17 protein-coding genes and 1 tRNA gene are annotated in these 23,355 nt (G+C 67.5%); 6 read left to right on the top strand and 12 right to left on the bottom strand.

Features of this window, described 5'->3' with window-relative positions:
• Window positions 1-53 precede the first annotated feature (53 nt).
• The 12 genes from LPB04_RS14010 to LPB04_RS13955 form a co-directional block, all read right to left on the bottom strand.
• Window positions 54-1,325: an EAL and HDOD domain-containing protein gene (locus LPB04_RS14010; protein WP_193685165.1), complete on the bottom strand. Its 1,272-nt coding sequence runs from the start codon at window positions 1,323-1,325 to the stop codon at window positions 54-56.
• Window positions 1,326-1,604: 279 nt separating this feature from the next.
• Entirely contained in the window at window positions 1,605-2,903 is a 1,299-nt protein-coding gene (locus LPB04_RS14005; protein WP_227496407.1) for a 23S rRNA (adenine(2030)-N(6))-methyltransferase RlmJ, read from the bottom strand.
• 166 nt (window positions 2,904-3,069) lie between these two features.
• Window positions 3,070-4,368: an isocitrate lyase gene (gene aceA, locus LPB04_RS14000; RefSeq protein WP_193685164.1), complete on the bottom strand. Its 1,299-nt coding sequence runs from the start codon at window positions 4,366-4,368 to the stop codon at window positions 3,070-3,072.
• Window positions 4,369-4,830: 462 nt separating this feature from the next.
• Window positions 4,831-6,036, bottom strand: a complete 1,206-nt coding sequence (locus tag LPB04_RS13995) for an MFS transporter (RefSeq protein WP_193685163.1) — start codon at window positions 6,034-6,036, stop codon at window positions 4,831-4,833.
• 309 nt (window positions 6,037-6,345) lie between these two features.
• Window positions 6,346-8,958 carry an ATP-dependent chaperone ClpB gene (gene clpB, locus LPB04_RS13990; protein ID WP_193685162.1) on the bottom strand — a complete coding sequence of 871 codons (2,613 nt, stop codon included), beginning with the start codon at window positions 8,956-8,958 and terminating at the stop codon, window positions 6,346-6,348.
• Window positions 8,959-9,221: 263 nt separating this feature from the next.
• Window positions 9,222-9,641, bottom strand: a complete 420-nt coding sequence (gene yiaA, locus LPB04_RS13985; protein WP_193685161.1) for an inner membrane protein YiaA — start codon at window positions 9,639-9,641, stop codon at window positions 9,222-9,224.
• Window positions 9,642-9,779: 138 nt separating this feature from the next.
• Window positions 9,780-10,154, bottom strand: coding sequence for a fluoride efflux transporter CrcB (gene crcB / locus LPB04_RS13980; protein WP_193688999.1), 375 nt, complete (start codon window positions 10,152-10,154; stop codon window positions 9,780-9,782).
• Complete coding sequence (gene moaE / locus LPB04_RS13975) at window positions 10,151-10,609, bottom strand: molybdopterin synthase catalytic subunit MoaE (RefSeq protein ID WP_193685160.1); 459 nt, start codon at window positions 10,607-10,609, stop codon at window positions 10,151-10,153. Before moaE ends, crcB begins: the two co-directional genes overlap by 4 nt.
• Window positions 10,606-13,266 carry a DUF349 domain-containing protein gene (locus LPB04_RS13970; protein WP_193685159.1) on the bottom strand — a complete coding sequence of 887 codons (2,661 nt, stop codon included), beginning with the start codon at window positions 13,264-13,266 and terminating at the stop codon, window positions 10,606-10,608. Before LPB04_RS13970 ends, moaE begins: the two co-directional genes overlap by 4 nt.
• A gap of 80 nt (window positions 13,267-13,346) precedes the next feature.
• Window positions 13,347-13,937 carry a hypothetical protein gene (locus LPB04_RS13965; RefSeq protein WP_193685158.1) on the bottom strand — a complete coding sequence of 197 codons (591 nt, stop codon included), beginning with the start codon at window positions 13,935-13,937 and terminating at the stop codon, window positions 13,347-13,349.
• Between the two features lie 225 nt (window positions 13,938-14,162).
• Window positions 14,163-15,143, bottom strand: coding sequence for a DUF2804 domain-containing protein (locus LPB04_RS13960; protein ID WP_193685157.1), 981 nt, complete (start codon window positions 15,141-15,143; stop codon window positions 14,163-14,165).
• Window positions 15,140-16,378, bottom strand: a complete 1,239-nt coding sequence (locus LPB04_RS13955; RefSeq protein WP_193685156.1) for a winged helix-turn-helix domain-containing protein — start codon at window positions 16,376-16,378, stop codon at window positions 15,140-15,142. Before LPB04_RS13955 ends, LPB04_RS13960 begins: the two co-directional genes overlap by 4 nt.
• 117 nt (window positions 16,379-16,495) lie before the next feature.
• On the opposite strand from LPB04_RS13955, the gene LPB04_RS13950 reads away from it, so the two are divergent.
• The 6 genes from LPB04_RS13950 (at window position 16,496) to LPB04_RS13925 (ending at window position 23,349) form a co-directional block, all read left to right on the top strand.
• Window positions 16,496-17,737, top strand: a complete 1,242-nt coding sequence (locus tag LPB04_RS13950) for an exonuclease SbcCD subunit D C-terminal domain-containing protein (RefSeq protein WP_193685155.1) — start codon at window positions 16,496-16,498, stop codon at window positions 17,735-17,737.
• Window positions 17,734-21,495, top strand: coding sequence for an AAA family ATPase (locus tag LPB04_RS13945; protein ID WP_193685154.1), 3,762 nt, complete (start codon window positions 17,734-17,736; stop codon window positions 21,493-21,495). Before LPB04_RS13950 ends, LPB04_RS13945 begins: the two co-directional genes overlap by 4 nt.
• Window positions 21,496-21,555: 60 nt before the next feature.
• Window positions 21,556-21,765: a hypothetical protein gene (locus tag LPB04_RS13940; RefSeq protein WP_193685153.1), complete on the top strand. Its 210-nt coding sequence runs from the start codon at window positions 21,556-21,558 to the stop codon at window positions 21,763-21,765.
• Between the two features lies 1 nt (window position 21,766).
• Window positions 21,767-22,912, top strand: a complete 1,146-nt coding sequence (locus tag LPB04_RS13935) for a methyltransferase (RefSeq protein ID WP_193685152.1) — start codon at window positions 21,767-21,769, stop codon at window positions 22,910-22,912.
• A gap of 47 nt (window positions 22,913-22,959) precedes the next feature.
• Window positions 22,960-23,036, top strand: a tRNA-Met gene (locus tag LPB04_RS13930).
• A 67-nt stretch (window positions 23,037-23,103) separates the two neighbouring features.
• Window positions 23,104-23,349, top strand: coding sequence for a hypothetical protein (locus LPB04_RS13925; protein ID WP_193685151.1), 246 nt, complete (start codon window positions 23,104-23,106; stop codon window positions 23,347-23,349).
• The last annotated feature ends 6 nt before the right edge of the window (window positions 23,350-23,355 follow it).

Genomic DNA, 23,355 nt, shown 5'->3' with positions numbered 1-23,355 from the left:
CCCCGCAGTGGGGCCGGCATGAGGCCATCGGCCTCATGCCCCCAGGTGGATGATCACGCCGCGTCGTGCACCAGCTCGCTCACCCAGTCGAAGGCAGCCAGCTCGATCTCGCGCACCTGCTTCGAGGTCAGCCCGAGCCGGCGCAGGGCCTGGGTAAAGCAGCGCCCCGTATCCGCTTTTTCCAGGCGCTCGACGACGTCGAGCATGGCGCCCAGGTCCCCTGCCCGCTCCAGCAACGCGGCGCGCACGTCGCTGGCGAGTTCGACGTTGTCCAGGATGTCGGCCATCGGCATCGAGAACAGGGCGTCGGCCAGCGACATGATGCCGACCGTGAAGGCGCGTTCGGCGCCGCTCACATCGAGCGGGTAGACCTCCAGCGACATCAGCTCGAGCAGCTTGCCGCGCGTGGTGGCCAGTTGCAGCAGGGGCGAAGCGAGCTCGACCTGGCTACCGGGCGCAGCGAACATCAGGATCTGCAGCCAGCGCCGCAATTGTTTGCGGCCGAGCTGGGTCAGCGCCTCGGCGACGGATTCGATGCGGCGCTCGGGGCCGGCGGCGCGGCTGTTCACCAGGCGCAGCAGGTTCAGGCTGATCAGCGGGTCGCGCTTGACGGCGGTTTCGATCGTCGCATCGTCGGCGTCGGAATTGATCAGTTCGAGCAGGTGCAGGATCACCAGTTCCGAGGGCGTGATCTTGCGTCCGCTGAGGATCACCGGGCGCGCAAAATAATATCCCTGGAAGTAGTCGAAGCCGAGCTCCATGCACAGGCGGAATTCCTGCTGGGTCTCGACCTTTTCCGCGAGCAGCTTCTTGCCGCTCGTGCGCAGCGACGCGCACAGGTGGCCCAAGGCCTCGGGCGCGACGCCCTGCAAATCGATCTTCACCACATCGACCAGTCCGAGCAGCTTCTCGACCTCTTCGCTATGGTCGATGACGTCGTCGAGCGCGAACTTGAACCCGAGTTCCTTGAGCTCGGCCACACGGGCCAGCAACGGCTCTGTCGGCTTGACGGTTTCGAGAATTTCGAGGATAACCTTATGTGGCGGCAGGAAACGGACATAGTCGTCCATCAGGACCACTTCGTCGACGTTGACGAATGCCAGATTATTACCAACAACTTGCTCAAGTCCGAGCTGGGAAGCGTGAGAGATGACCGCAGCGGTGGCCGCCGCGCCGTCGGTCAGACGTGCGTCGTCGTGCTCGCCTGCTGCACGAAAGAGCAGCTCGTAAGCAACCATATGCTGGTCGCGTCCCAGAATGGGCTGGCGCGCCAGGAAAAATTCGTCGGCCGGTATCGTCGATACCGGCCTTGCTTTGGCAAGCATGTACACTCCTGAAAACCTTATTGCCCCATAGGCGCGGCAAGGCAAACGCACGGTTGCGCACCTACGGCGACTATACACTATCGCGCCAATCTTTACATTTTTACATCGAAACGAACGCACAGCCGCGTTGCGCAAATGGTCCGGATTGTATGGATATCAATGCGTTAACGGGCATCTGGCCGGCAGGTTGACGGGCTCGGCCTTACAGCGACGGCGCCAACCGGACCGGACGCGCGTGGCGGACGCGTGTTGTAAGGCGGGGCGACTACCCCTGCCCGCTCAGCGCTTGCGTGGACGCGCCGGTCCCGTGCCTGCGGTTGGACGTCCCGAGCTCGGGCGGCCGCTGGCCGCGCGCTCCGGCCGTGCACCGGCAGCTTTCGGACGCTCGTCCGCATAGCGTGCGCGCGGCGCCTTGGCCGCATTCCCGGCCGGACTGCGCGCCGGGTCGAAACGCTCGTCCGGACGGTCGGCTTCCGGACGCGAGAAACGCTTGGCACGCTCTGCAGCCCCCACCTTGCCGGCGGCGGCGCCATCCGGACGGCGTGCCTCGGCGGGCGCCGCTTCCGCGCGCGGCACTGCGGCCTGGCCCGGCAGGCGCAGGCTGCCGGTGCCCGACAGCGGGCTGGCGCGGCGTGCATTGCCGACCGGCTGGCGGGCCGCACCGCCGGCCCCGACGCGGGCAGCGGCCGCGCCCGTCACCTGGGTGCCGCGTTCGATGACGAAACTGGCGCCCGCATCCTTCCCCAGCACTTTCACCAGATAGGGCATGACTTCGCGCAGCAGGGGTTCGAGCGTGTACGGTGGATTCAGGATGAACATGCCGCTGCTGTGCAAACCAAAACCGTCCGGGCCGGGCGTCGACACGGTCAGGGTCACGTGCAGCCACTCCTTGGCCGGCAGGCGTTTCAGGCGGTCGGCGAACTGGCGCGATTCCATGCGCTGCAGCACCGGATACCAGATCGCGAAGATGCCGCTCGGGAAGCGCCCGAGGGCCTCTTCCACCGCGTCCTTGACCTTGCGGTAGTCGTCTTTCATCTCGTAGGGCGGGTCGATCAGCACCAGCGCGCGCCGCGACGGCGGCGGCAGCAGCGCCTTCATGCTCATGAAGCCGTCGCCGCGCTCGATCATCACGCGCTTGCCGCGCGACCGCTCGCCCTGCTCCGCCTTGTGTGCTTCCGCCTTGCGGAAATTGTCCGCGAGGATTTTGCTGTCGGCCGGATGCAGCTCGAACAGGCGCAGGCGGTCGTCCGGCCGCGTCATCTGGTCGGCCACCCAGGGCGAACCCGGGTAGTAGCGCATCTTGCCGCTCGGGTTCATGCCCTTCACCAGGTCGACATACTCGGCGAGCGCCGGCGGCAGGTCGGTACGGCCCCACAGCGGGCCGATGCCCGTGTCGAACTCGGCATTCTTTGACGCGAAGCTGCCGTCGAGCGCATACACGCCGGCACCCGAGTGGGTATCGATATAGGTGTAGGCAGTGTCCTTCTGATTCATGTACTGATGCAGTTGCACCTGGACGAAATGCTTGAGGACGTCGGCGTGGTTACCCGCGTGGAAGGCGTGGCGGTAGCTCAACATAAGGGGAATTCCAATCTAATAGGTCAATGCGGCGGCCGCGCGAGGCGGCGCAATTGTCGACATTATCCACTACAACCGCCCGGTGGCCGAAATAATCGGCCTCAAACGAAAAAAGCCGCAGCCTGTTGGCCGCGGCTTTTACCCACTTTTCGTCTGCCCGAGGATATCAGGCGACTTTTTTCTCGTCGAAGAACTGTTCGTCCTCGGTCGAACCGTGCAGCGCCGTGGTCGAGCTCTGGTTCTGCTGGATGGTCTGGGTCACGGCGTCGAAGTAGCCGGTGCCGACTTCGCGCTGGTGCTTGACGGCCGTGAAGCCCTTCTCGGCGGCGGCGAATTCGGCTTCCTGCAGCTCGACGAAGGCCGACATCTGGCGGCGTGCATAGCCGTGGGCGAGGTTGAACATGCCGTAGTTCAGGGCATGGAAGCCGGCCAGGGTGATGAACTGGAATTTATAGCCCATCGCGCCGAGTTCCTTCTGGAACCTGGCAATCGTGGCGTCGTCCAGGTTTTTCTTCCAGTTGAACGAAGGCGAGCAGTTGTAGGCGAGCATCTTGCCCGGGAATTTCGCGTGCACGGCGTCGGCGAATTTCTTCGCGAATTCCAGGTCCGGCTTGCCGGTCTCGCACCAGACCAGGTCGGCGAACGGCGCATAGGCCAGCGCGCGCGAGATGGCCTGGTCCAGGCCGGCACGCACTTTATAGAAGCCTTCGACCGTGCGTTCGCCGGTGCAGAATTCCTTGTCATTGTCGTCGACGTCCGAGGTCAGCAGGTCGGCCGCTTCGGCATCGGTACGGGCGATCACCAGGGTCGGGGTGCCCATCACGTCGGCCGCCAGGCGCGCGGCGGTCAGCTTCTCGACGGCTTCGCGCGAGGGCACCAGCACCTTGCCGCCCATGTGGCCGCATTTCTTGACCGAGGCCAGCTGGTCTTCGAAGTGCACGCCGGCCGCGCCCGCTTCGATCATCGCCTTCATCAGCTCGAAGGCGTTCAGCACGCCGCCGAAGCCCGCTTCGGCATCGGCCACGATCGGCGCGAAATAATCGATGTCGTCCTTGCCTTCCGACCACTGGATCTGGTCGGCGCGCTGGAAGGTGTTGTTGATGCGCCGTACGACCATCGGCACCGAGTTGGCCGGATACAGCGACTGGTCCGGATACATTTCGCCGGCCACGTTGGCGTCCCCCGCAACTTGCCAGCCCGACAGGTAGATTGCCTTCAAGCCGGCTTTCACCTGTTGCATCGCCTGGTTGCCGGTCAGCGCGCCCAGGGCATTGACGAAGGGCTCGTTGTTGACCAGGTCCCACAGCTTCTCGGCACCGCGCTTGGCCAGCGTGTGCTCGATCTGGAGCGAACCGCGCAGGCGTACCACGTCTTCGGCGGTGTAATTGCGGACGACACCTTTCCAGCGTGGGTTGGTGTCCCAGTCGTTTTGCAATGCTGCGATCTGCTGTTCACGCGTTGCCATCTGATTCTCCTGATAATGAAATAGCTGATTGCGAAGTGAAATCCGTTGGATAAATCATAGCGCAGCTTGCGCAGCGCACAATCACTCTTATATAAGACATTTGAATATTTTTTTGACCTTAAAAATCAGCCAGTTAATTCAATCGTTCCATGATACGAAACAGAATTTCTCAGCATGAAAGCGGATTTAAGGCATGGTCTGCTGCAGCGTTTCACGCCCTGACGGTGGCATCTCACATGGTGGAAAGCTGCAGCGTTGCTGCAAGCTGCCAGTGTTCCGGCTGAGAGATTTGGTACCAGGCATTCACGATATCCGGCGTTGGAGCCCGGCATATTGAGGACAAGCACTTGCTGCTGGTTGAACTCGCTCTGATCCGCCTGGCGCTCCGGAAGCGCAACGAAGTGCGTGCAACGGAATAAAAAATGCGGGCCGCGGCCCGCATTTTTTTCGCCCTCCCGACGCTCAGGCCTTGTGCGGCAACGGCGCCCGCCCCTTGCCGCCGGCGCCCACCGCGGTCGCGATCGCCAGCGTCTGGAACAGGGCCACGCCGATGAACAGCCCGGCCGGGTGGCCGCCATCCATCAGCATGCCGAACAGCACCGGGCCGACGGCCATGCCGCTGTCCAGCCCCGAATACACCACGCCGAACACGCGGCCGGTGGCGTTCGGCGGCGCCGCGGCGCGGATCAGCAGATCGCGCGAGGGCCCGGCCACGCCGGTCGCCAGGCCGATCGCCCCCATCACCAGCACCACCAGCGGCCCCGGTACGATCGAGGCCGACAACAGCAGGGCAAGCGCCGCCGCGAACAGGAAACACACTGCGATCGTGCGGTCATGGTTGTGCGCACGCGCGGCCAGGAAACCGCCGGCCACCATCCCTGCCGCCGAGCACAGCATGAAGGTCGTGTAGGCCGTTGCCGCGGTCGGCAGCGAAATGGCGTAGAGCGAGGTCAGGCTGGTCGACGAGAAAGCCTGGATGCCGCCCAGCGCGACCGAGGTGAGGAAAAAGAAGCCGAAGCACATCCAGACCGCCGGCAGGCGCAGGAAACCAAAGGAGCCGCCCGCCGCCTGCGCGCCCGGCTGCGGCGGCGCATTCGTCCCCAGCACGCTGCGGTTCAGGAACAGCGTCAGCAGCATCAGTGCGGGAATGACGGAGGCCGCCAGCAGGGCCACGCGCCAGCTCGAGAGCGTGGCCACGCCCGCCAGGAACAGGGGCGCGGCCGCCCAGCCGATGTTGCCGGAAATGCCGTGCATCGAAAACGCATACGGCAGGCGCGCCTTCGAGACGTTCTGGTTCAGCAGCGTATAGCCGGCCGGGTGGAACACCGCATTGCCGCAGCCGGCGATCAGGGAGCCGAGCAGCAGCATGGCATAGTTGGGCGCGCTGGCCAGCACCAGGGCGCCGGCGCCCAGCAGCGCATGACCGGACAACAGCACACGCCGCGCGCCGACCCGGTCGACCAGGAAGCCCGACAAGGCCTGGCCGACGCCGGAGACGACGAAGAACACGCTCATCAGGAGCCCCAGCTCGGCATACGAAAGGGTGAACGCCGACTTCAGCCAGGGGAACAGGCCGGCCAGGATCAGGTGATAGAAGTGGGAGACCCCGTGCGAGACGCCGACCAGGGCGATCACGCGCGCGTCCTGGCGCAGGCTTGTTGTGCTCATGGTGTTGTTCGTTGAGATACGAAAAAGACCAGTGTAGTCAAAACCAGCAAGGTTTGCTGGCGCGGGGAATGTCGATGAGCCCGTATTTACACCTGACGGTAGTGCACCGTAGGGTGGGCTCTCGAGCCCACGCGTCGCAGCGCCCGCATCTCGCACTGCTTCGCCCAGCGCCAAGGTACGGACAGCGACACTGTCGCGTAGCAGGCGAGGCCGCAACGCGTGGGCTCGGGAGCCCACCCTACGTTACACAACGGCAAACGAAAAAAAAGGGGCGCATCGCTGCGCCCCCTTCCTTTCCGCGGAACCGGCTTACTTCGCCAGCTCCACGCCCTGTTCTTCGCCGAACACCAGCTGGCCGTGCCGCACGCGCACCGGAATCGTGTCCTTCGGCCCGAAGCGGCCCGACAGGATCGCCTTCGACAGCGGATTCTCGATCTGCTGCTGGATCGCGCGCTTGAGCGGGCGTGCGCCATACACCGGGTCGAAGCCGGCTTCCGCGATCTTCTGCAGGGCCTCGTCGTCGATGTCGAGCGCCATCTCCATCTTGGCGAGCCGCTCTTCCAGGCTGCGCAGCTGGATCTTCGCGATCGCGCCGATGTTCTTCTCGTCGAGCGCGTGGAACACGACAATATCGTCGATCCGGTTGATGAACTCCGGACGGAAGTGTCCGCGCACCTCGGCCATCACGGCCATCTTCACCACCGCCGGCTCGTCGGTGTCCATCGACTGGATCTTGTGGGAACCCAGGTTCGAGGTCATGACGATCACCGTGTTCTTGAAATCCACGGTGCGGCCCTGGCCGTCGGTCATGCGGCCGTCGTCGAGCACCTGCAGCAGCACGTTGAACACGTCCTGGTGCGCCTTCTCGATCTCGTCGAGCAGGATCACGCTGTACGGCTTCCTGCGCACGGCTTCCGTGAGATAACCACCCTCCTCGTAGCCGACATAGCCCGGCGGCGCGCCGATCAGGCGGGCAACCGAATGCTTCTCCATGAATTCGCTCATGTCGATGCGGATCATCGATTCCTCGGTATCGAACAGGAACGAAGCCAGGGCCTTGCACAGTTCCGTCTTGCCGACGCCGGTCGGGCCGAGGAACATGAAGGAACCGTAGGGACGGTTCGGGTCCGACAGGCCGGCGCGCGAGCGGCGGATCGCGTCCGACACCGCCTCGATCGCCTCGTCCTGGCCGACCACGCGCTCGTGCAGCTTTTCCTCGATGTGCAGCAGCTTGTCGCGCTCGCCCTGCATCATGCGCGAGACCGGGATGCCGGTTGCGCGCGAGACCACTTCGGCGATCTCTTCGGCGCCGACCTGGGTACGCAGCAGCTTCGGCTTTTCGGCTTCACCATCGGTCTGGTTCGCAGCTTCCTCCGCATGCTTCAGTTGCGCCTCGAGTTCCGGCAGGCGCCCGTACTGCAGCTCCGAGACCTGCTGCCAGTTCGACTGGCGCTTGGCTTCCTCCATCTGGTGGCGGATGCGCTCGATCTCTTCCTTGATGTGGGTCGTGCCCTGCACCGCCGCCTTTTCCGCCTTCAGGATTTCCTCGTAGTCGTTGTACTCGCGCTCGAGGCGGGCGATTTCCTCGCCGATCAGTTCCAGGCGGCGCAGCGAGGCCTCGTCGGTCTCCTTGCGCACTGCTTCGCGCTCGATCTTCAGCTGGATCAGGCGGCGTTCGAGCTTGTCCATGACTTCCGGCTTGGAGTCGATCTCGATCTTGATCTTCGAGGCCGCCTCGTCGATCAGGTCGATCGCCTTGTCCGGCAGGAAGCGGTCGCTGATGTAGCGGTGCGACAGCTCGGCCGCGGCGATGATGGCGGCGTCGGTAATTTCTACCTTGTGGTGCAGCTCGTACTTTTCCTGCAGGCCGCGCAGGATGGCGATCGTCGCCTCGACGCTCGGCTCGTCGACCATGATCTTCTGGAAGCGGCGCTCGAGGGCGGCGTCCTTCTCGACATATTTACGGTATTCGTCGAGCGTGGTCGCGCCGACGCAGTGCAGCTCGCCGCGCGCCAGGGCCGGCTTGAGCATGTTCCCCGCATCCATCGCGCCCTCCGCCTTGCCGGCGCCGACCATGGTGTGGATCTCGTCGATGAAGACGATGGTCTGGCCCTCGTCCTGGGCCAGTTCCTTCAGCACGGATTTCAGCCGCTCCTCGAACTCGCCGCGGAACTTTGCGCCGGCCAGCAGGGCCGCCATGTCGAGCGAAAGCACGCGCTTGCCCTTCAGGGAATCGGGCACCTCACCGTTCACGATGCGCTGGGCCAGGCCTTCGACGATCGCCGTCTTGCCGACGCCCGGCTCGCCGATCAGCACCGGATTGTTCTTGGTACGGCGCTGCAGGACCTGGATCGCACGCCGGATCTCGTCGTCGCGGCCGATCACGGGGTCGAGCTTGCCGAGGCGCGCGCGCTCGGTCAGGTCGAGCGTGTATTTTTTCAGCGCCTCGCGCTGGCCTTCGGCGTCCTGCGAATTCACGTTCTCGCCGCCGCGCACCGCCAGGATGGCCGATTCCAGCGATTTACGGGCCAGGCCGTGCTCGCGCGCCAGGCGGCCGGCGTCGGATTTATCCTCGGTCAGCGCCAGCAGCACCATCTCGCTCGACAGGAACTGGTCGCCGCGCTTCTGCGATTCGCGGTCGGCGAGGTTGAGCAGCGAAACGAGATCGCGCCCCACCTGGGTCTCGCCGCCGGTGCCGGAGACTTTCGGCAGGCGTTCGAAGGAATTTTTCAGCGCATTGGTCAGGGCGCCGACATTCACGCCGGCCCGCTGCAGCAGCGAACGGGCGCTGCCGTCGTCCTGGTTCAGCAGGGCGACCAGCAGGTGCACGGGTTCGATGTATTGGTTGTCGTTGCCGACCGCCAGGCTCTGGGCATCCGCCAGCGCTTCCTGGAGCTTGGTCGTCAATTTGTCTTGCCGCATGTTGTACTCCCTAGTGAGTGTTCTTGACTAGGAAATAAAATTGGGGTGCCGCGACACATTTCAAGATGCGCAAGACAGTGGTAAATTCATGCTTTCCTGCAACATCCACGGAGCTATGCGATATCTCACCTGATCGCTCCTGCTGCTGACCACCCAGACGGATCGGGACCGATGCAGGAAAACTGGATGAAGGAACTCGAAGCGGCGACGCGCCTGGAGAACCCGCGTTGACGGGCGCACCCAGCTTTGCCAGCCTTGGCGGTTCAGGTGTAGTCGGCCTGGACCTGCGCAGCCTTTCCGCCCAGGTCGCGCACGTTCTTCTGTACCGCCACCACGGCGAACAAGCTCAGCAAGAACGACATCGCGTAGAAGCCCTTCTCGCTCGGCTGCAAGCTCGCATTCCAGAGACCGACGGCCAGCAGCACGATGACGGCGCACAGCGAGACCCAGCACAGCATGAAATACATCCCGGTGACCGCGATCCCCTCGCTGCGGTCGCGCACTGATTTTTGCAGCGAGACCGAAGCGAACAGGCCATACAGCAACAAGGTCAGGTAATAACCTTTCTCGTTGAGCGCCATCTGCGCGTTCCAGAGACCGATCAGGAAAGCACAGGCGCCGATGAAGAGCGCGGCCCAGGATGCGCCGACGAAGGCGGCGGTCGGTCGTTGAACAGTGGTCATGGCGGGCTCCCGTTAGTTGTCCGGCAGAAAGTCTAGCATGGCGAATCACTGGATGATTGAGAAACTGCAGGAGTATCGGCTGGTGATACCGTGCGGTGCGCAGGGTGGCGTCGGGACCACCCAGCAACCGGGTTCGGATCAGCCGCGTAGCGCGCGCCAGGTCGCGAAGCCGGCCACACACAGCAGGATCGACCCGCCCAGGTGCAGCAGCGTATGCGCCAGCGCCCAGCCGTAGTCGCCGCGCTGCATTAGTCCCACCGATTCGGCGGAGAAGCTGGAGAAAGTCGTCAGGCCGCCGAGGAAGCCGGTGACGATGAACAGCCGCCATTCGGGGTTCAGGTGCGGGCTGGCGCTGAAAAACCCCACCGCAATGCCGATCAGGTAGCCGCCGACCAGATTGGCCGCCAGTGTGCCGGCCTGCACCTGGGCGTGGACATTGGTCAGCCACATGCCCAGCCCCCAGCGCAGCCAGGCGCCGAGCGCGGCGCCGGCACCGACCGCCAGCCAGCTCAAGCGTTCACCCACTTGGCCTTGGCGCTGTCGTCGCTGATGCGGGCGTCGACCCAGCGTGCGCCCTCGGGCGTCTGCTCCTTCTTCCAGAACGGGGCGTCGGTTTTCAGATAGTCGATGATGAATTCGCAGGCGGCGAAGGCTTCACCGCGGTGCGCGGCGCTCACCGCCACCAGCACGATCTGCTCGAGCGGCGCCAGCGGGCCGACGCGGTGGATCACCAGCGCGTTGTAGAGCGGCCAGCGCTCCTGCGCCTGGGCCACGATGGCTTCCAGCGCGCGCTCGGTCATGCCCGGATAGTGTTCCAGCTCCATCTCGGAGACCGATGCACCATCGTTCATGTCGCGCACGGTGCCGACGAAGCTGACCACGGCGCCAACGCGCGCGTCGCCTTCGCGCAGGCGCGCCAGTTCCCGGCCGAGGTCGAAGTCCCCGGCCTGTACTCTCACCTCGCTCATTTTCCCTCCCGTGCCGTGCGCATCAGGAGCTGATCGATACGCAGCGCCGTCCGTTCGTCGACCAGTGCCGGCAGCGCGCAGAGCGCGTGCAAGGCGGTATGGCGCCCGGCCGGCTTGTTGCCTGCCTTGAGGGTCGACTGCAAGGCCTCGACCTGGAGTTTCAGGCGGTCGCGCGCGAATTCGGCGCCGCTGTCGATGCCGGCTGCGACTTCCTGGCGCAGCAATTCGCCGAGCAGGGTCGGCCGGTTGGCTTCGAGCAGGCGCGCATAGCCGGCGCGGTCGGTATCGAGGGCGTTCAGGGCCGCCTCGAAACGGGCGTCCAGCACCGGATCGTATTCGGGACCGGCCGCCAGCAGCGCAGCCCAGCGCGCGCGCCAGTCGGCGCTCGAGACCGGCTGGTCCGGCTGGGCCAGGGAATCCTCGAGTTCCTGGACGGCGCGCAGCTTGTCGCGCAGGGCGCCGGCCAGCGCCAGGCCGGCGGCGCGGCGCGACAGGTCGGCGTGGTGCTGCACCTTGGCCACGGCCTCGTGGTAGCGCTTCTCGACCCGCGCCTCGTGCGCACGTGGTACGGGCCCGATCGCATGCCATTCGGCCGCCGCTTCGCGCAGCAGTTTTCCGGCGCTGGCCGCGGTGGCCTCCGGCGCGGCCGCTTCCAGGCGTGCGCTGATCGCTTCCTTGGCCGCTTCGTGGGCGCGGCGCTCGGCGTCGAGCGCGTGCGCGGTTTCCTTGCGCCGGGCGAACAGGTCGTCGCAGGCGGCGCGGAAACGCTGCCACAGCGCCTGCTCGGCCTTGCGTTCGAGCGGCAGCGCGCGCGCATGTTCCTGCCAGCGCGCCTGGATGTCGCGCAGGTGGTCGACCGCGTGCCGGTCGTGCGGATCGATGGCGAGCACTTCGTCGATCAGTTCCTCGCGCCCCGCCACTTCCATCTTGCGCTGCTCTTCCAGCGGGCCCTGCAGCGTGGTCAGCGCGGCGCCGAACAACTGGTCCAGGCGCTTCTTGTCCTTGCGGTCGATTGCGCCCAGGTGGCTCCAGGCCAGGCGCAGGCGCTGCACCGTGCCGGCGACGTGCTTCCAGTCGGCTTCGCCCGATTCCAGGCGCGCGATCTCGGCCTGGGCCTCGGCGACGATGGCTTCGCCCTTCGCCGCATTCGCATGGCGCTCGTCGGCCAGGTGTTTGAAATGGGCCGCGGCCGGGGCATAGGCCACCGTGCAGGCGTGGTCGAAGCGTTCCCACAGGCTTTTCGGCGCCGCGCCGGACAGGCTGTCGAGCGCCTTCCAGCGCTCGCGCATGCTGCCGACCTTCTTCGCCAGCTCCGCCATCGCCAGGTTTTGCGTCGGCAGGCCTTCGACCGTCTTGATCAGTTCTTCGCGCGAGACATTGCCGCCCCAGCGCGCCCAGTCCGACAGGCGCTTCAGTTCGGCGCGCAAATGGGCCAGGCGGTCGGCCTGCGGGCCGGTCAGACGAATGCCCTTGCTCTTGGTCTCTTTCAGCGCCTTGTCGAGTTCGGCCGCGTGGGCAAGCGAGCCCTGCTGCAGGGCGGCTTCCAGCGCATCCATGTTGTCGAGGAAGGACTGGTCGGCGCCCTTCGTGGCTTTGGGGGGACGGGCGGCGTGCGCGTCGGCTGCCGCAGCGTCGCTGCTCGCGGCAGCCGGGGCCGGCGATCGGGCCGATTTATGCACCGGCTGGGGCAAACTGGCCAGCAGCGCATCGAAGCGCGACTGCAGCTCGCTCGCCGCCGCGCCTTCGGGCAGCGGCGGCAGCTTTTGCCAGGATTTGCGCAGGGTCTCGGCGCTCAATTCGGCAACCGGCTGCGCCTGCCATTCGGCGAGCGCCGCCTCGCGCGCGGCCAGGGCCGCCTGCGATTGTTCGAGCGTGGCGAGCATCGCGGACAGGCGCGCATGCTCGGAGGCGAATTCCGCCACCAGCGCACGCGGCAGCGAGGCATGCTCGGGTGCGGCCAGCGCTGCGGCCTGCTCGGCCAGCATTCCTTCCAGGCTGCCGGCCATGTCGGCTGCATTCAGGCCAGCCGTCTCCAGCCGGCGCAGGGCGCCCAGGCGGTCGATCATGGCGCGTTGCAGCTGCACCTGGGCTTCCAGGCGGGCGCCGAGCTCGGCACGCACGGGCGTGAATGCGTCCGTCAGTTCGGGGGCGGCGATCACGGCCCATTTACGGTCGAGATCGGCCACCTGGTTGGGCGTCAGGTGGGCGTCCGCCAGCAAGGCGCGCGCCTGTTCCAGGGTGGCCTGGCCGCGCGCCAGTTCGGCGTCGTGGTGGCGGATCGCATCCAGGCGCGACTGCATCAGCTTGGCAACGCGGCGGTCGAGGTTGCGCATGGCCGTGTGCACGCGCTCGAGCGCGGCGCGGCTGTGCACCAGCTCGGCCGCGGAGAGGCGGAGTTCGGAAAATTCGCAGCCGAGGATGAAGTCCACTGCGCGCGATTCATCGCCGTCCAGCATTTTCAGCTGCTGGGCCTGCTGCTCGCGGACGGGCGAAGGGGGACGCGCCCCGGCCGTGCCTGCGGGCGCGCCTTCCTTCGACTTGCCGTCCGGGTCGCCAGGGGCCGCTGCCGCCTTGGCCGAGCGGGACGGCGCGTCGGTTTGCGCGCCGCGTCCATTGCCCGATTTATCGCCCTGACGCTTGAAAAGGAATTCGAACATGATGAAATCGCACTTCCAAAACCCCCATCATAGCAAAGAACGATGCGGGTTTTTTTGTGGCGTCCCCGGCGGCAACGGGATTAGTGCACGTGGGAGACCGGCGGACCTTGCCGATGAGTATGCTCGGCGCGGACGGGGCGGTGGGCCGGCGGCGGTGCCCGTCCGCGGTGCTCTTCGCGGTAGGCGTCATAGGCCAGCATCTGGTTCGCCACGGCAAACCAGGCCTCGCCGGCGATGGCCGCGCGCGCAATCGGAAACAGCTCGCGCTCCTCGCGATCGAAGCGCAGTTCGAGCGCCACGCAGAAACGCTCGACCGCCAGGCAGAAGGCATCGACGCCCTCCTCGTCGTTGATGCTTCCCGCAGCCAGGCGGCAGGCGGTGCCCAGCGCCTCGGCCGCGCTGCGGCTGAGCATGTCGAGCTCGCACAAGAGCGGCTCCGCACCGGCGCCAGCGCGGCGCAGTGCCGGCAACAGGAAACGGTCGAGCTTGCGGCCCTGGCAGCTTTCGTAGAGCCGGCGCAAGGTATCGCAAACGTAATCGGCCTGACCCTCGGTCAGCGCACTCTGGCGGGCATAGCTTTTCTGTACGAGCTGTTGCACGGCATGCAGGCTGACCCGCATGCTGGTTTGTTCCACGGAAAGCGCAACGAGGGTGTAGGTCGCGGTAAGCATTCAGTCTCCTCTCGGCGTCGTCAACGCAAGCGCATGCTCCGCAGGGGAACACGGCGTGGCTGGACATTGGTTTTGGACAGGCTGGGGCGGATGATTTTTCTTCTCTTCAGCCTGAAGGAACTAGTAGTGTAAGGAGCGGCTGGGGTGCGGGTTTGATATTGATCAAACTCCGCCTAGGCTGCTGAGCGCCAAACGTCAACCGGCGAAAGCGCCATGCGTTACGGTTTACCAGCGTGCGCGGTAGTCCTCGGCCAGGCCCGCGAGCCCGGTTACGGCATGCCGTGGCGCATCCGGCGCCGCCCTCACCCAGCCGTCGAAACGACCCACATGCTGGCGCATGTTGCTGCTTGCAATCAGCAATTGCTTATTGTCATTCCGAGTGCCCTCCGGCGTGAAGCGCAGGTCGAGCAGGCCGTCGGCGGTGCGCAGCATCCAGCAGCCGCCAGGCTCGATTCCCACCTCGACATGCGCAAGCGGAAGCAATGCACCGTCCAGCCAGAGCGCATTTTCGGCGTCGCCGAAATAGCCGGCCTGCAGATTGAAGCCGATCCGGCCGCCGTGCGCCGAGATCCAGCGCCAGGCCGTGCGGCGCCCCAGCAGACCGTTCGAGAAGTCGTAGCTGGCCATCCCGCCGTCGAGGGAATAACGGCGCCCGCCGGCTTCGAGCGTCCCTTCCAGCGCCAGTCCCGGCGACTTCTGGGTGCTGTGCACGCTGCCGCCGTCGAAGACGGGGCCGATCGCCAGCAGGCGCGGCCCCTCGCCCGCGTAGGCGGCGTCGATGCGAAAGCGCCCGGCGCGCAACCGCAGCCGGTGGCCGTGCTCGCCCGCCCCTTCGATCGCAACCTGCCGGCCCGGCATCGTAAACCGCGCGCCCTCGGCCACCGTGGCGCCGACCGCGGCCGTGAGGCCCGCTACGCCCAGCGGAGAAAATGCAGCAAGGACGCGGCGCCCGGCGCGGTCGAACACGTAGGCAAAAGCGGTATTGCTCCAGCCGATATCGACGATCGCCACTCCGCAGAACAGCTCATCGGTGACGAGGGCGACGAAATGCCAGCGCTTGTGATGCAGGCGCCGCCACAGGGAAGGCCGCGCATGGGGTGCGGCCAGCTGCGCCCAGCCCGGGGCACCGGCCAGCCCCTGATAGCGGCCGAAGCGCGGCAGCCCGTCCGGGCCGACGGCATTCGACGGGGCCGGCGGCAGGATCATGCGGCCGCCGCGACCGCTTCGCTGCCGAGCAGTTCGCCGAGGCGCGCGTCGAGCGAAGCCGGCTCGCTGCGCACGATGCGCAGCTTCGGGCATCCGTGCCAGCGCGCGCAGCGCTGCAGCGCCCCGGCCACATCGCGCAGCAGCGCATCGCTGGCGCGCACGCCGGGCTCGAAGAACACGGCCTTGACTTCGAATACGCCTTCGCGCCGGTGTGCCTTGGCGTCGACGCGCGCGACCAGGGCGCCGCGGCGCAGCACCGGCAAGGTGAAATAGCCGTAGCGCCGTTTGGCGGCCGGCGTGTAGCACTCGAGGCGGTAGTCGAAGCCGAACAGTTCCATGGCGCGGCGCCGGTCCCAGACCACGGGATCGAAGGGAGAGAGGATGGTGCTCAGGGTCGGTGCCAGCGCACCGTTTGCCGCCTGTTGCGCCAGTCCGGCGTGGTCGGGGTGGAGGTAGACCGGGTCGTCCCAGCCGGTGACGCGGGCGCGCAGCAGCAGGCCTTCGTCCGCCAGCTGCGCCAGGTCGACGTGCGGACGCCGCGTGCGGTGGTAGTCGGGAACCCAGGCGGCGCGCGCGACGCCCAACGCTCTCACCGCCCGCAAGGCGAAGCTGCGCTGGACCTGCGCCAGGGACGGCATCCGCGTATCGTCCCATTCCGGATGCACGCGCTCGGCCAGGTCGTAGACGCGCTGGAAATTGTGGCGGCGCGCGATCATCAGGGCGCCCGAGGTAAACAGGACTTCCAGCGAGCGCTTCTCGGGCTTCCATTCCCACCAGCCTGCCGCCTTGCCGTCGCTGCGTTCGAAGTCCGATGAGCGCACCGGGCCATGGGTGCGGATATGGGCCAGCAGCGCGGCGACTTCACCCGCGCGCTCGCGCATCCAGGTCGCGGAATATTTCCAGCCCATCGCGCTGGGGTCGAGCATGCGGTGCCGATACAGGCCGTAATCCTCACGCGGGATGAAGCAGGCCTCGTGCGCCCAGTATTCGAAGAGCTTGCCTTCCGCCAACAACTCGTCCAGCCATGCGCCCGGGTAATCGCCGAGCCGGCTCCACAGCACCAGATAGGGACTGCGCGCGACGACGTTGATCGTGTCGATTTGCAACACGCCCATGCGGCGGATGGTGTCCAGCACATCGTCCTTGACCGCCTTGCGCCGGCGGGGTTGCAGCAAGCCCTGGGCAGCGAGGTGCAGGGCGCGGGCGGCGCCGATCGAGAGGATAATGTCGCTCATGTAAATATTCTAATGAGGTTTCGCGCACCGGCGCGTGGCCGCCCGGAATTTTTTTGAACGCGCGGACCAGCTGCGCTATAGTGCAGCCGTCCCCACCTCCCCTTGATCGATTTCCGCATGCGGCTGTTGCACACTTCCGACTGGCACCTCGGCCAGACCCTGCACAATTACGACCGGACCTACGAACACCAGTGCTTCCTCGACTGGCTGCTCGACACCATCGTAGAAGAAGAGGCCGACGCGCTCCTGATCGCGGGCGACATTTTCGACAACGCCAATCCCTCGTCCGCCGCCCAGCGCCAGCTGTACGGGTTCCTGCAGCGCGCGAAAGCGCGCGCGCCGCAGCTGCAGATCGTCGTCATCGCCGGCAACCACGATTCGCCAGGCCGGCTGGAAGCGCCGGGGCCGCTGCTGGAAGCCCACGGCACGGTGGTGATCGGCAACGTGGTGCGCGGCCGCGACGGCGCGATCGACCTCGAACGCCTGATCGTGCCGCTGCACGACAAATCCGGGGAAGTGAAGGCCTGGTGCCTGGGCGTGCCTTTCCTGCGTCCGGGCGACGTGCCGAAGGCGGAGGTCGAAGGCGACGCCTACCTGAACGGCATCGCCCTGCTCTACCAGCAGGCTTTCGCGCTGGCGCAGTCGCGCCGTGAACCGCAGCAGGCCATCCTGGCCATGGGCCATTGCCACATGGTCGACGGCCAGTCCTCGACCGACTCCGAGCGCCGCATCGTCATCGGCGGCACCGAGGCGCTGCCGGCCTCGATGTTCGATCCCGCGATCGCCTACGCGGCCCTCGGCCACCTGCACCTGGCCCAGCGCGTCGGCAAGAAGGACCATTTGCGCTATTCGGGCAGCCCGCTGCCGCTGTCCTTCGCCGAAGTCGGCTACCAGCACCAGGTCTTGCGCATCGACCTCGACGGCCCGGTGGCGAAGCAGATCACGCCGCTGCTGGTGCCGCGCGCGGTCGAGCTGCTGCGCGTGCCGCCGAAACCGGCGCCGCTGCCGGAAGTGCTGGCCGCCCTGGAGGCGCTCGACCTCGACCCCGACCTGCCGCCGCAATGCCGGCCCTACCTGGAAGTGCGGGTGCTGCTCGACGGTCCCGAGCCGAGCCTGCGCGCCCAGGTGGAGGCGGCCATTGCCGGCAAGCCGGTGCGGCTGGCGAAGATCGAACCGACCCGCAAGACGGTCACCCGCGAGATTGGTGCCGACGCCCTGACGCTCGACCAGCTGGCCCAGCTGCAGCCGGACGACATCTTCCGCCGCCTGTGGCAGCAGCGCTTCGGCGAAGAGGCACCGAACGAACAGTTGACGGCCTTTGCCGAACTGATGCTCCCCGGCGACGCGGAGCGCGCATGAAGATCCTGCGTATCTCGGGACGCAACCTGGCGTCCCTGGCCGGGGATTTCTGCGTCGACTTTGAAAGCGAACCGCTGGCGTCGTCGGGCCTGTTCGCGATCTGCGGCCCGACCGGCGCCGGCAAAAGCACCCTGCTCGACGCGCTCTGCCTGGCCCTGTATGGCAACACGCCGCGCCTGCAGCAACGCAGCAGCCGCGGCGCCCTGCCCGACGCCGGCGGCGAGTCGGTGTCGACCACCGACGCCCGCAACCTGCTGCGCCGCGGCGCGGCCGAAGGGCACGCGGAAGTCGATTTCGTCGGCAACGACGGCGTGCACTACCGCGCGCGCTGGAGCGTACGGCGCTCGCGCAACAAGGTCAGCGGCCTGCTGCAGGCCTCGAACATGACCCTGCACCGGCTGCCGGAATTAGTCGCCCTGGGCGGCACCAAGACCGAGGCGCAGGCCGAGATCGCGGCGCGGATCGGCCTGTCGTTCGAGCAGTTCACGCGCTCGGTGCTGCTGGCGCAGAACGAATTCTCGGCCTTCCTCAAGACCGACGAGAACGAACGCGGCGAGTTGCTCGAAACCCTGACCGGCAGCGCCGTCTACAGCGAGATCTCGAAGCGCGCCTACGAACGCTACAAGCAGGAGCAGGACGCGGTGCGCCGCCTGACTTCGCGCCTGGCCGACCAGACCCCGCTGGCCCAGGAAGCACGGGCCGAACTCGATGCCGAACGCGCGGCGGCCGAGGTCGCGCTGCAGGCGGTCGACGTGCGGCGCGCGCTGCTGGAGGCCCAGCTGCGCTGGCACCAGGAACGCGAACGGCTGCGCCAGCGCGAAGCGCAGGCGGAAAGCCTGCTGCAGGAGGCGCGCGCGCAGGTCGACGCCGCGGGCGCACGCCGCATCCGCCTGGCGACCCTCGATGAAGTGCAGGCGGCGCGCCCGCTGATGGCGGAACTCGCGCGCCTCGATGCCGAACGCGTGCAGATCGAAGCGACGCTGGCCAACGGCCAGGCCGACCTGGCCCGCGCCGCCGAAGCGGCGCGCCAGGCGCTGCAGGAAGTGCAGACCGCGACGCTGGCATTGGCGTCGGCCGAAGCGGCGCAGTTTGAAGCCGCCGCCCGGCTCGATGCGGCCAAGGCGCTCGACGCGACGATCGGGACGCTGTCCGGCGCACATGCGCAACTCGCGGCGCGGCGCGACGAGACGGCGGCGCAAGTCGTCCGCACGCGCGCCCTGCTGCTCGATGCCGAGAGCCGCCTGGCGCAGACGCGCGAGGCCGAAACGCGCAGCGCCGCCTGGCTCGCCACCTACGCCAGGCACGAAGCCCTGGCCAGCCAATGGCCGCGCTGGGACAAGCTGTTCATGCAGGCCGCGCAGGCCGCCGCGCTGGAAGAGCAGAACCTGGCCGCACTGGCCAGGGCCGAGCGCGCGCGCGTGAACGCGGCCGCCACCGCGCAGGCTGCGCAGGACGCCGCCGCACAGGCGACGGCGCGCATCGCCGAACTCGAGGCGGCGCGCCAGGCCGCGGCTGCGGCGCTGGCCGGCGTCGATCCGGACGCACTGGCGGAGGAACGCCAGCGCCTGGACGCGCGGCGCGAACAGCTGGCCGCCGCGGTCCGCCTCGCGAAAGGCCTGCACACGGCGCGCGAGCACCTGGCCCGGGTCGACGCCGACCTCGAACGCACGCGCGCCGCGCGCAGCGCCGCCGAAGTCCAGCTGGCGGCGGCCGTCGCCGCCGAGCCTGCGCTGGCTGGCGCCGCCGCCCAGGCGGAACAGGCCTTGAACGCCGCCGAACTGGCCTGCGCCGACAATGTCGAAGCCTTGCGCGAAGCGCTGGCCGATGGCGAACCCTGCCCGGTCTGCGGCAGCGAAGCCCACCCGTACGCCCATCAGGACGCGCGCCTGCATGCCGTCTTCGACCTGCTGCGCACCCAGGTCGCCGAGCGCCGCGCCGACGTCCAGCGCAACCTGTCGGAGCAGGCGACGCGCCGTGCCGAGTTCGCGTCGAACGGCGAACGCCTGCATGCGCTCGCCGCGGAGCGTGTGGTCCTGGGTGCCGACCTCGCCGAACTCGAGGGCGCCTGGGGCGCCAACCCGGTCTCGGCCGAAGCCCCGCCGGCCGGCGAGCGCCAGCCCTGGTTCGAGGCGCAGATGTCCGCCGTGCGCGAGGCCCTGCTCGCCGTCGAGGCGCGCCAGCAGACGGCCCGGCGCGCGATGCAGGCCCGCGAGACGGCCCAGGCGAGCTTCGAGGCCGCCACCGCCGAACAGCTGCGCCTGCGCGATGCCGCCCACAAGGCGCAGGCCGCACTGGGCACGCTGGAGGCCGAACACAGGACCTTGAGCGCCCAGCTCGAACGCGAGCGCGCTTCGCTGGCCGCCGTCCTGGCCGATCTCGACCCCGTACTGGTCGACGCCGCCGGCGACGGCTGGCAAACCCTGTGGCGCCGCAATCCCGTCCAGTGGCATGCGGCGCGCGCGGCCGAAGCCAAGGCGTGGACGGCGCAGTCGGCGCAGTTGGCCGAACAGCGCGCCGCCCTGGCGTCCCTGGCGTCCGCGCAGCGCGAGGCGGCCGTGCGCGCCGAGCATGCGGCAAGCGCCGCCGCCGCGGCGATGGAGGCCTGTGCCCGCAGCGAAGCCGAGCTGCGCGAACGGCGCGCCGCCCGTGCCGCCCTGTTCGAAGGGCGCGCCGTGGGCGAGGTCGAACACAGCCTGCGCCAGGCCGTGACGGGCGCCCGCGAAAGCCTGGCCGCGCGCCAGGCCGCCGCCGGCGAAGCGGCCCAGCGCGAAACGCGTGTGCGCACCACGCTCGTCCAGGCCCAGGAACGCATCGGCGCCTTGCAGGACGATGCGCGGGACGCCGCCGCGCGCCTGGCCGACTGGATCGAAGACTACGCCGCCCACCACGGCGACCTGGAAGCGGTCGAGAACCAGGCGCAGCTGGCGAGTCTGCTGGGGGTCGGCGCCGCCTGGCTGGCCCAGGAACGCGCGGCCCTGGCGGACCTGGATGCGGCACTGGCCAAGGCGGCCGCCGTGCTGGCCGAGCGCAAGACCCAGCGCGACCTGCACGAACAAAGCGCAGCCCCGGATGGCGCCATGCAGGACGGCCCGGCGGTCGCCGACGCGCTGGAAGCGGTGCTGGAAGAACGCAGCGCCGTGCATGAGCGGGCAACCACCCTGCGCCTGCAGGCGGCGCAGGACGACGAGCGGCGGGTGAAGGCGCAATCGATGCTGGCCGAGATCGAGCGCCAGCAGGCGATCGAGGCGCGCTGGGGACGCTTGTCCGAGCTGATCGGTTCCGCGGACGGCAAGAAATTCCGCAACTACGCCCAGCAGTTCACGCTCGACGTCCTGCTCGGCTACGCCAACAGCCACCTGAACCAGCTGGCGCGGCGCTACCGGCTGGAGCGCGTCGACAATGCCGGCGCGCCTTCATTGGCATTGATGGTGCGCGACCAGGACATGGGCGGCGAAATCCGCTCGGTGAATTCGCTCTCGGGCGGCGAATCCTTCCTGGTCTCGCTGGCGCTGGCCCTGGGCCTGGCTTCGCTGTCCTCGAACCGGGTGCGGGTCGAGTCGCTGTTCATCGACGAAGGTTTCGGATCGCTCGACAGCGACACCCTCGGCATCGCGATGGACGCGCTCGACGCCCTGCAGTCGATGGGCCGGAAAGTGGGCGTGATCTCGCACGTGCAGGAAATGACGGAGCGGATCGCGGCCAAGATCCAGGTGAGACCCACGGGCGGCGGAAGCAGCGCGGTGAGCGTCGGGACGTAACGGTGCCGGGATGCGCCGTTGTACAATGACGCCCTTTGCATCCCGCACCTGATCGATAACATGAAACCCGCCCGCACCCTCACCTTCAAATGCGCCAAGTGCGCCAAGAACGTCACCGTCTTCCTGCAGAAAGTCTCGGCCTGCTCGCACATCCAGCCTTACCAGGGCATCTGCGGCTGCGGCGAAGTGCGCCGCCATGCGACCGGCAACCCGGACGCCGTGAAATCCTTCCTCGAGTCGGGCGACGGCAACTGGCATCACCATCACTGACATGACCCACATCGAATGGGTGGAAAACGGCGTGGCAAGGTCCGCGCTGTGGCGCTCGGAGAGCGGCTGGCCGGCGCCGAAAAAGGTCGTGATCGCCGACGACACGATGGCGGCAGACACGGCCTATCGCCTGGCGCTGGACGGCACCGCCCTGCTCTGGCGTGGCGACTTCCAGAATGCGCGCCAGCTGCTGCAGGCGCTCGCGCGCCGCATCGACCACAAGCCTGCACGCGCCAGGCGTTCCAGGGCCGGCGCAACTGCGCCTACGCTGACCGAACAGTTCCACCGCCACCGCCTGGCGCAGCTGCAACGCGCCCGCACGCTGGCGATGCTGCTGATCCCGTTCGATCTCGACTATACGATCCCGCTGCGCCGCGCGCCCGACGTACGGCAAGCCTGTAATGAAGCCTATGGCGCCCAGGGCGAGCCCTTCGTGGTCTCGCTGCGCGAACTGCTGGGCCTGATCGGCGCGCACGAGTGGCGCAGCAAGGGCGTGCCCGTCCCGGCACTCGATGCGCGCATCCACCCCTGGTATGGCGTGTTCTCGCCGGTGCGCGGCGAATACGTCGAGCTGGTGGCGCAGGCGCCGCTCCCGAAAAACGCGCATCTCGCCTTCGACATCGGCGCCGGTACCGGCGTGCTGTCCGCCGTGCTGGCGCGGCGCGGCCTGCGGCGCGTGGTCGCGACCGACATGGATGCGCGTGCGCTGGGCTGCGCACGCGAGAACATCGAACGCCTGGGCCTGGGCGCGCAGGTCGAGATCATCGAGGCCGACCTCTTCCCCGAAGGCCGGGCCGATGTCGTCGTCTGCAATCCGCCCTGGCTGCCGGGCAAGCCGAGTTCGGCCATCGAATACGCGATCTACGATCCGGACAGCCGCATGCTGCGCGGTTTCCTGAACGGATTACACGCGCACCTGGCGCCGGGCGGCGAAGGCTGGCTGGTGCTGTCGGATTTCGCCGAACACCTGGGCCTGCGCTCGCGCGAGCAGCTGCTGGGCTGGATCGCAGCGCCCGGCCTGGAAGTGGCAGGCCGCCACGACGTGCGCCCGACCCACCCGAAGGCGCAGGATGCGGACGATCCGCTGCACGCGGCCCGGGCGCAGGAAGTGACTTCCCTGTGGCGTCTGCGCAGCGCAAACGGGTAAATTTCCCCCGCATTTGCATCCTGGCGCACGAAGCAGTACAATAGCGCTGCGGGGTGGAGCAGTCTGGCAGCTCGTCGGGCTCATAACCCGAAGGTCACAGGTTCAAATCCTGTCCCCGCAACCAAATACTAGCTTTAAAAAAGCCCGACTCTTGCAGCCGGGCTTTTGTTTTCTGGGCCCAGCGACGCCGGATGAGAGACAAGAAAGACAACGCCACGATCGACCTGCCGGGTTTCGAACCGGCCGCCCCGCTCGAAGCCGGCGCTTTTACCCAGGGCGAGCCCAGGCGCAACACTCCCCGTCCCCGCCGCACCGGCATGAAGCAGGAACAGATTTCCCTGCTCGAAGAAACCGACACCAGCGGCCTGCCAGTCTGGCGCCGCGACGACAACCTTGATTTGACCGGCTTGCCGGTCTGGGCACCGGCCTCAGAGTAGCCCGGT

This window comes from Massilia litorea, from assembly GCF_015101885.1.
Classification (GTDB): Bacteria; Pseudomonadota; Gammaproteobacteria; order Burkholderiales; family Burkholderiaceae_D; genus Telluria; species Telluria litorea.
The sequence above is the reverse complement of the archived record's forward strand: the minus strand, read 5'-3'. Positions and strand labels throughout refer to the sequence as shown.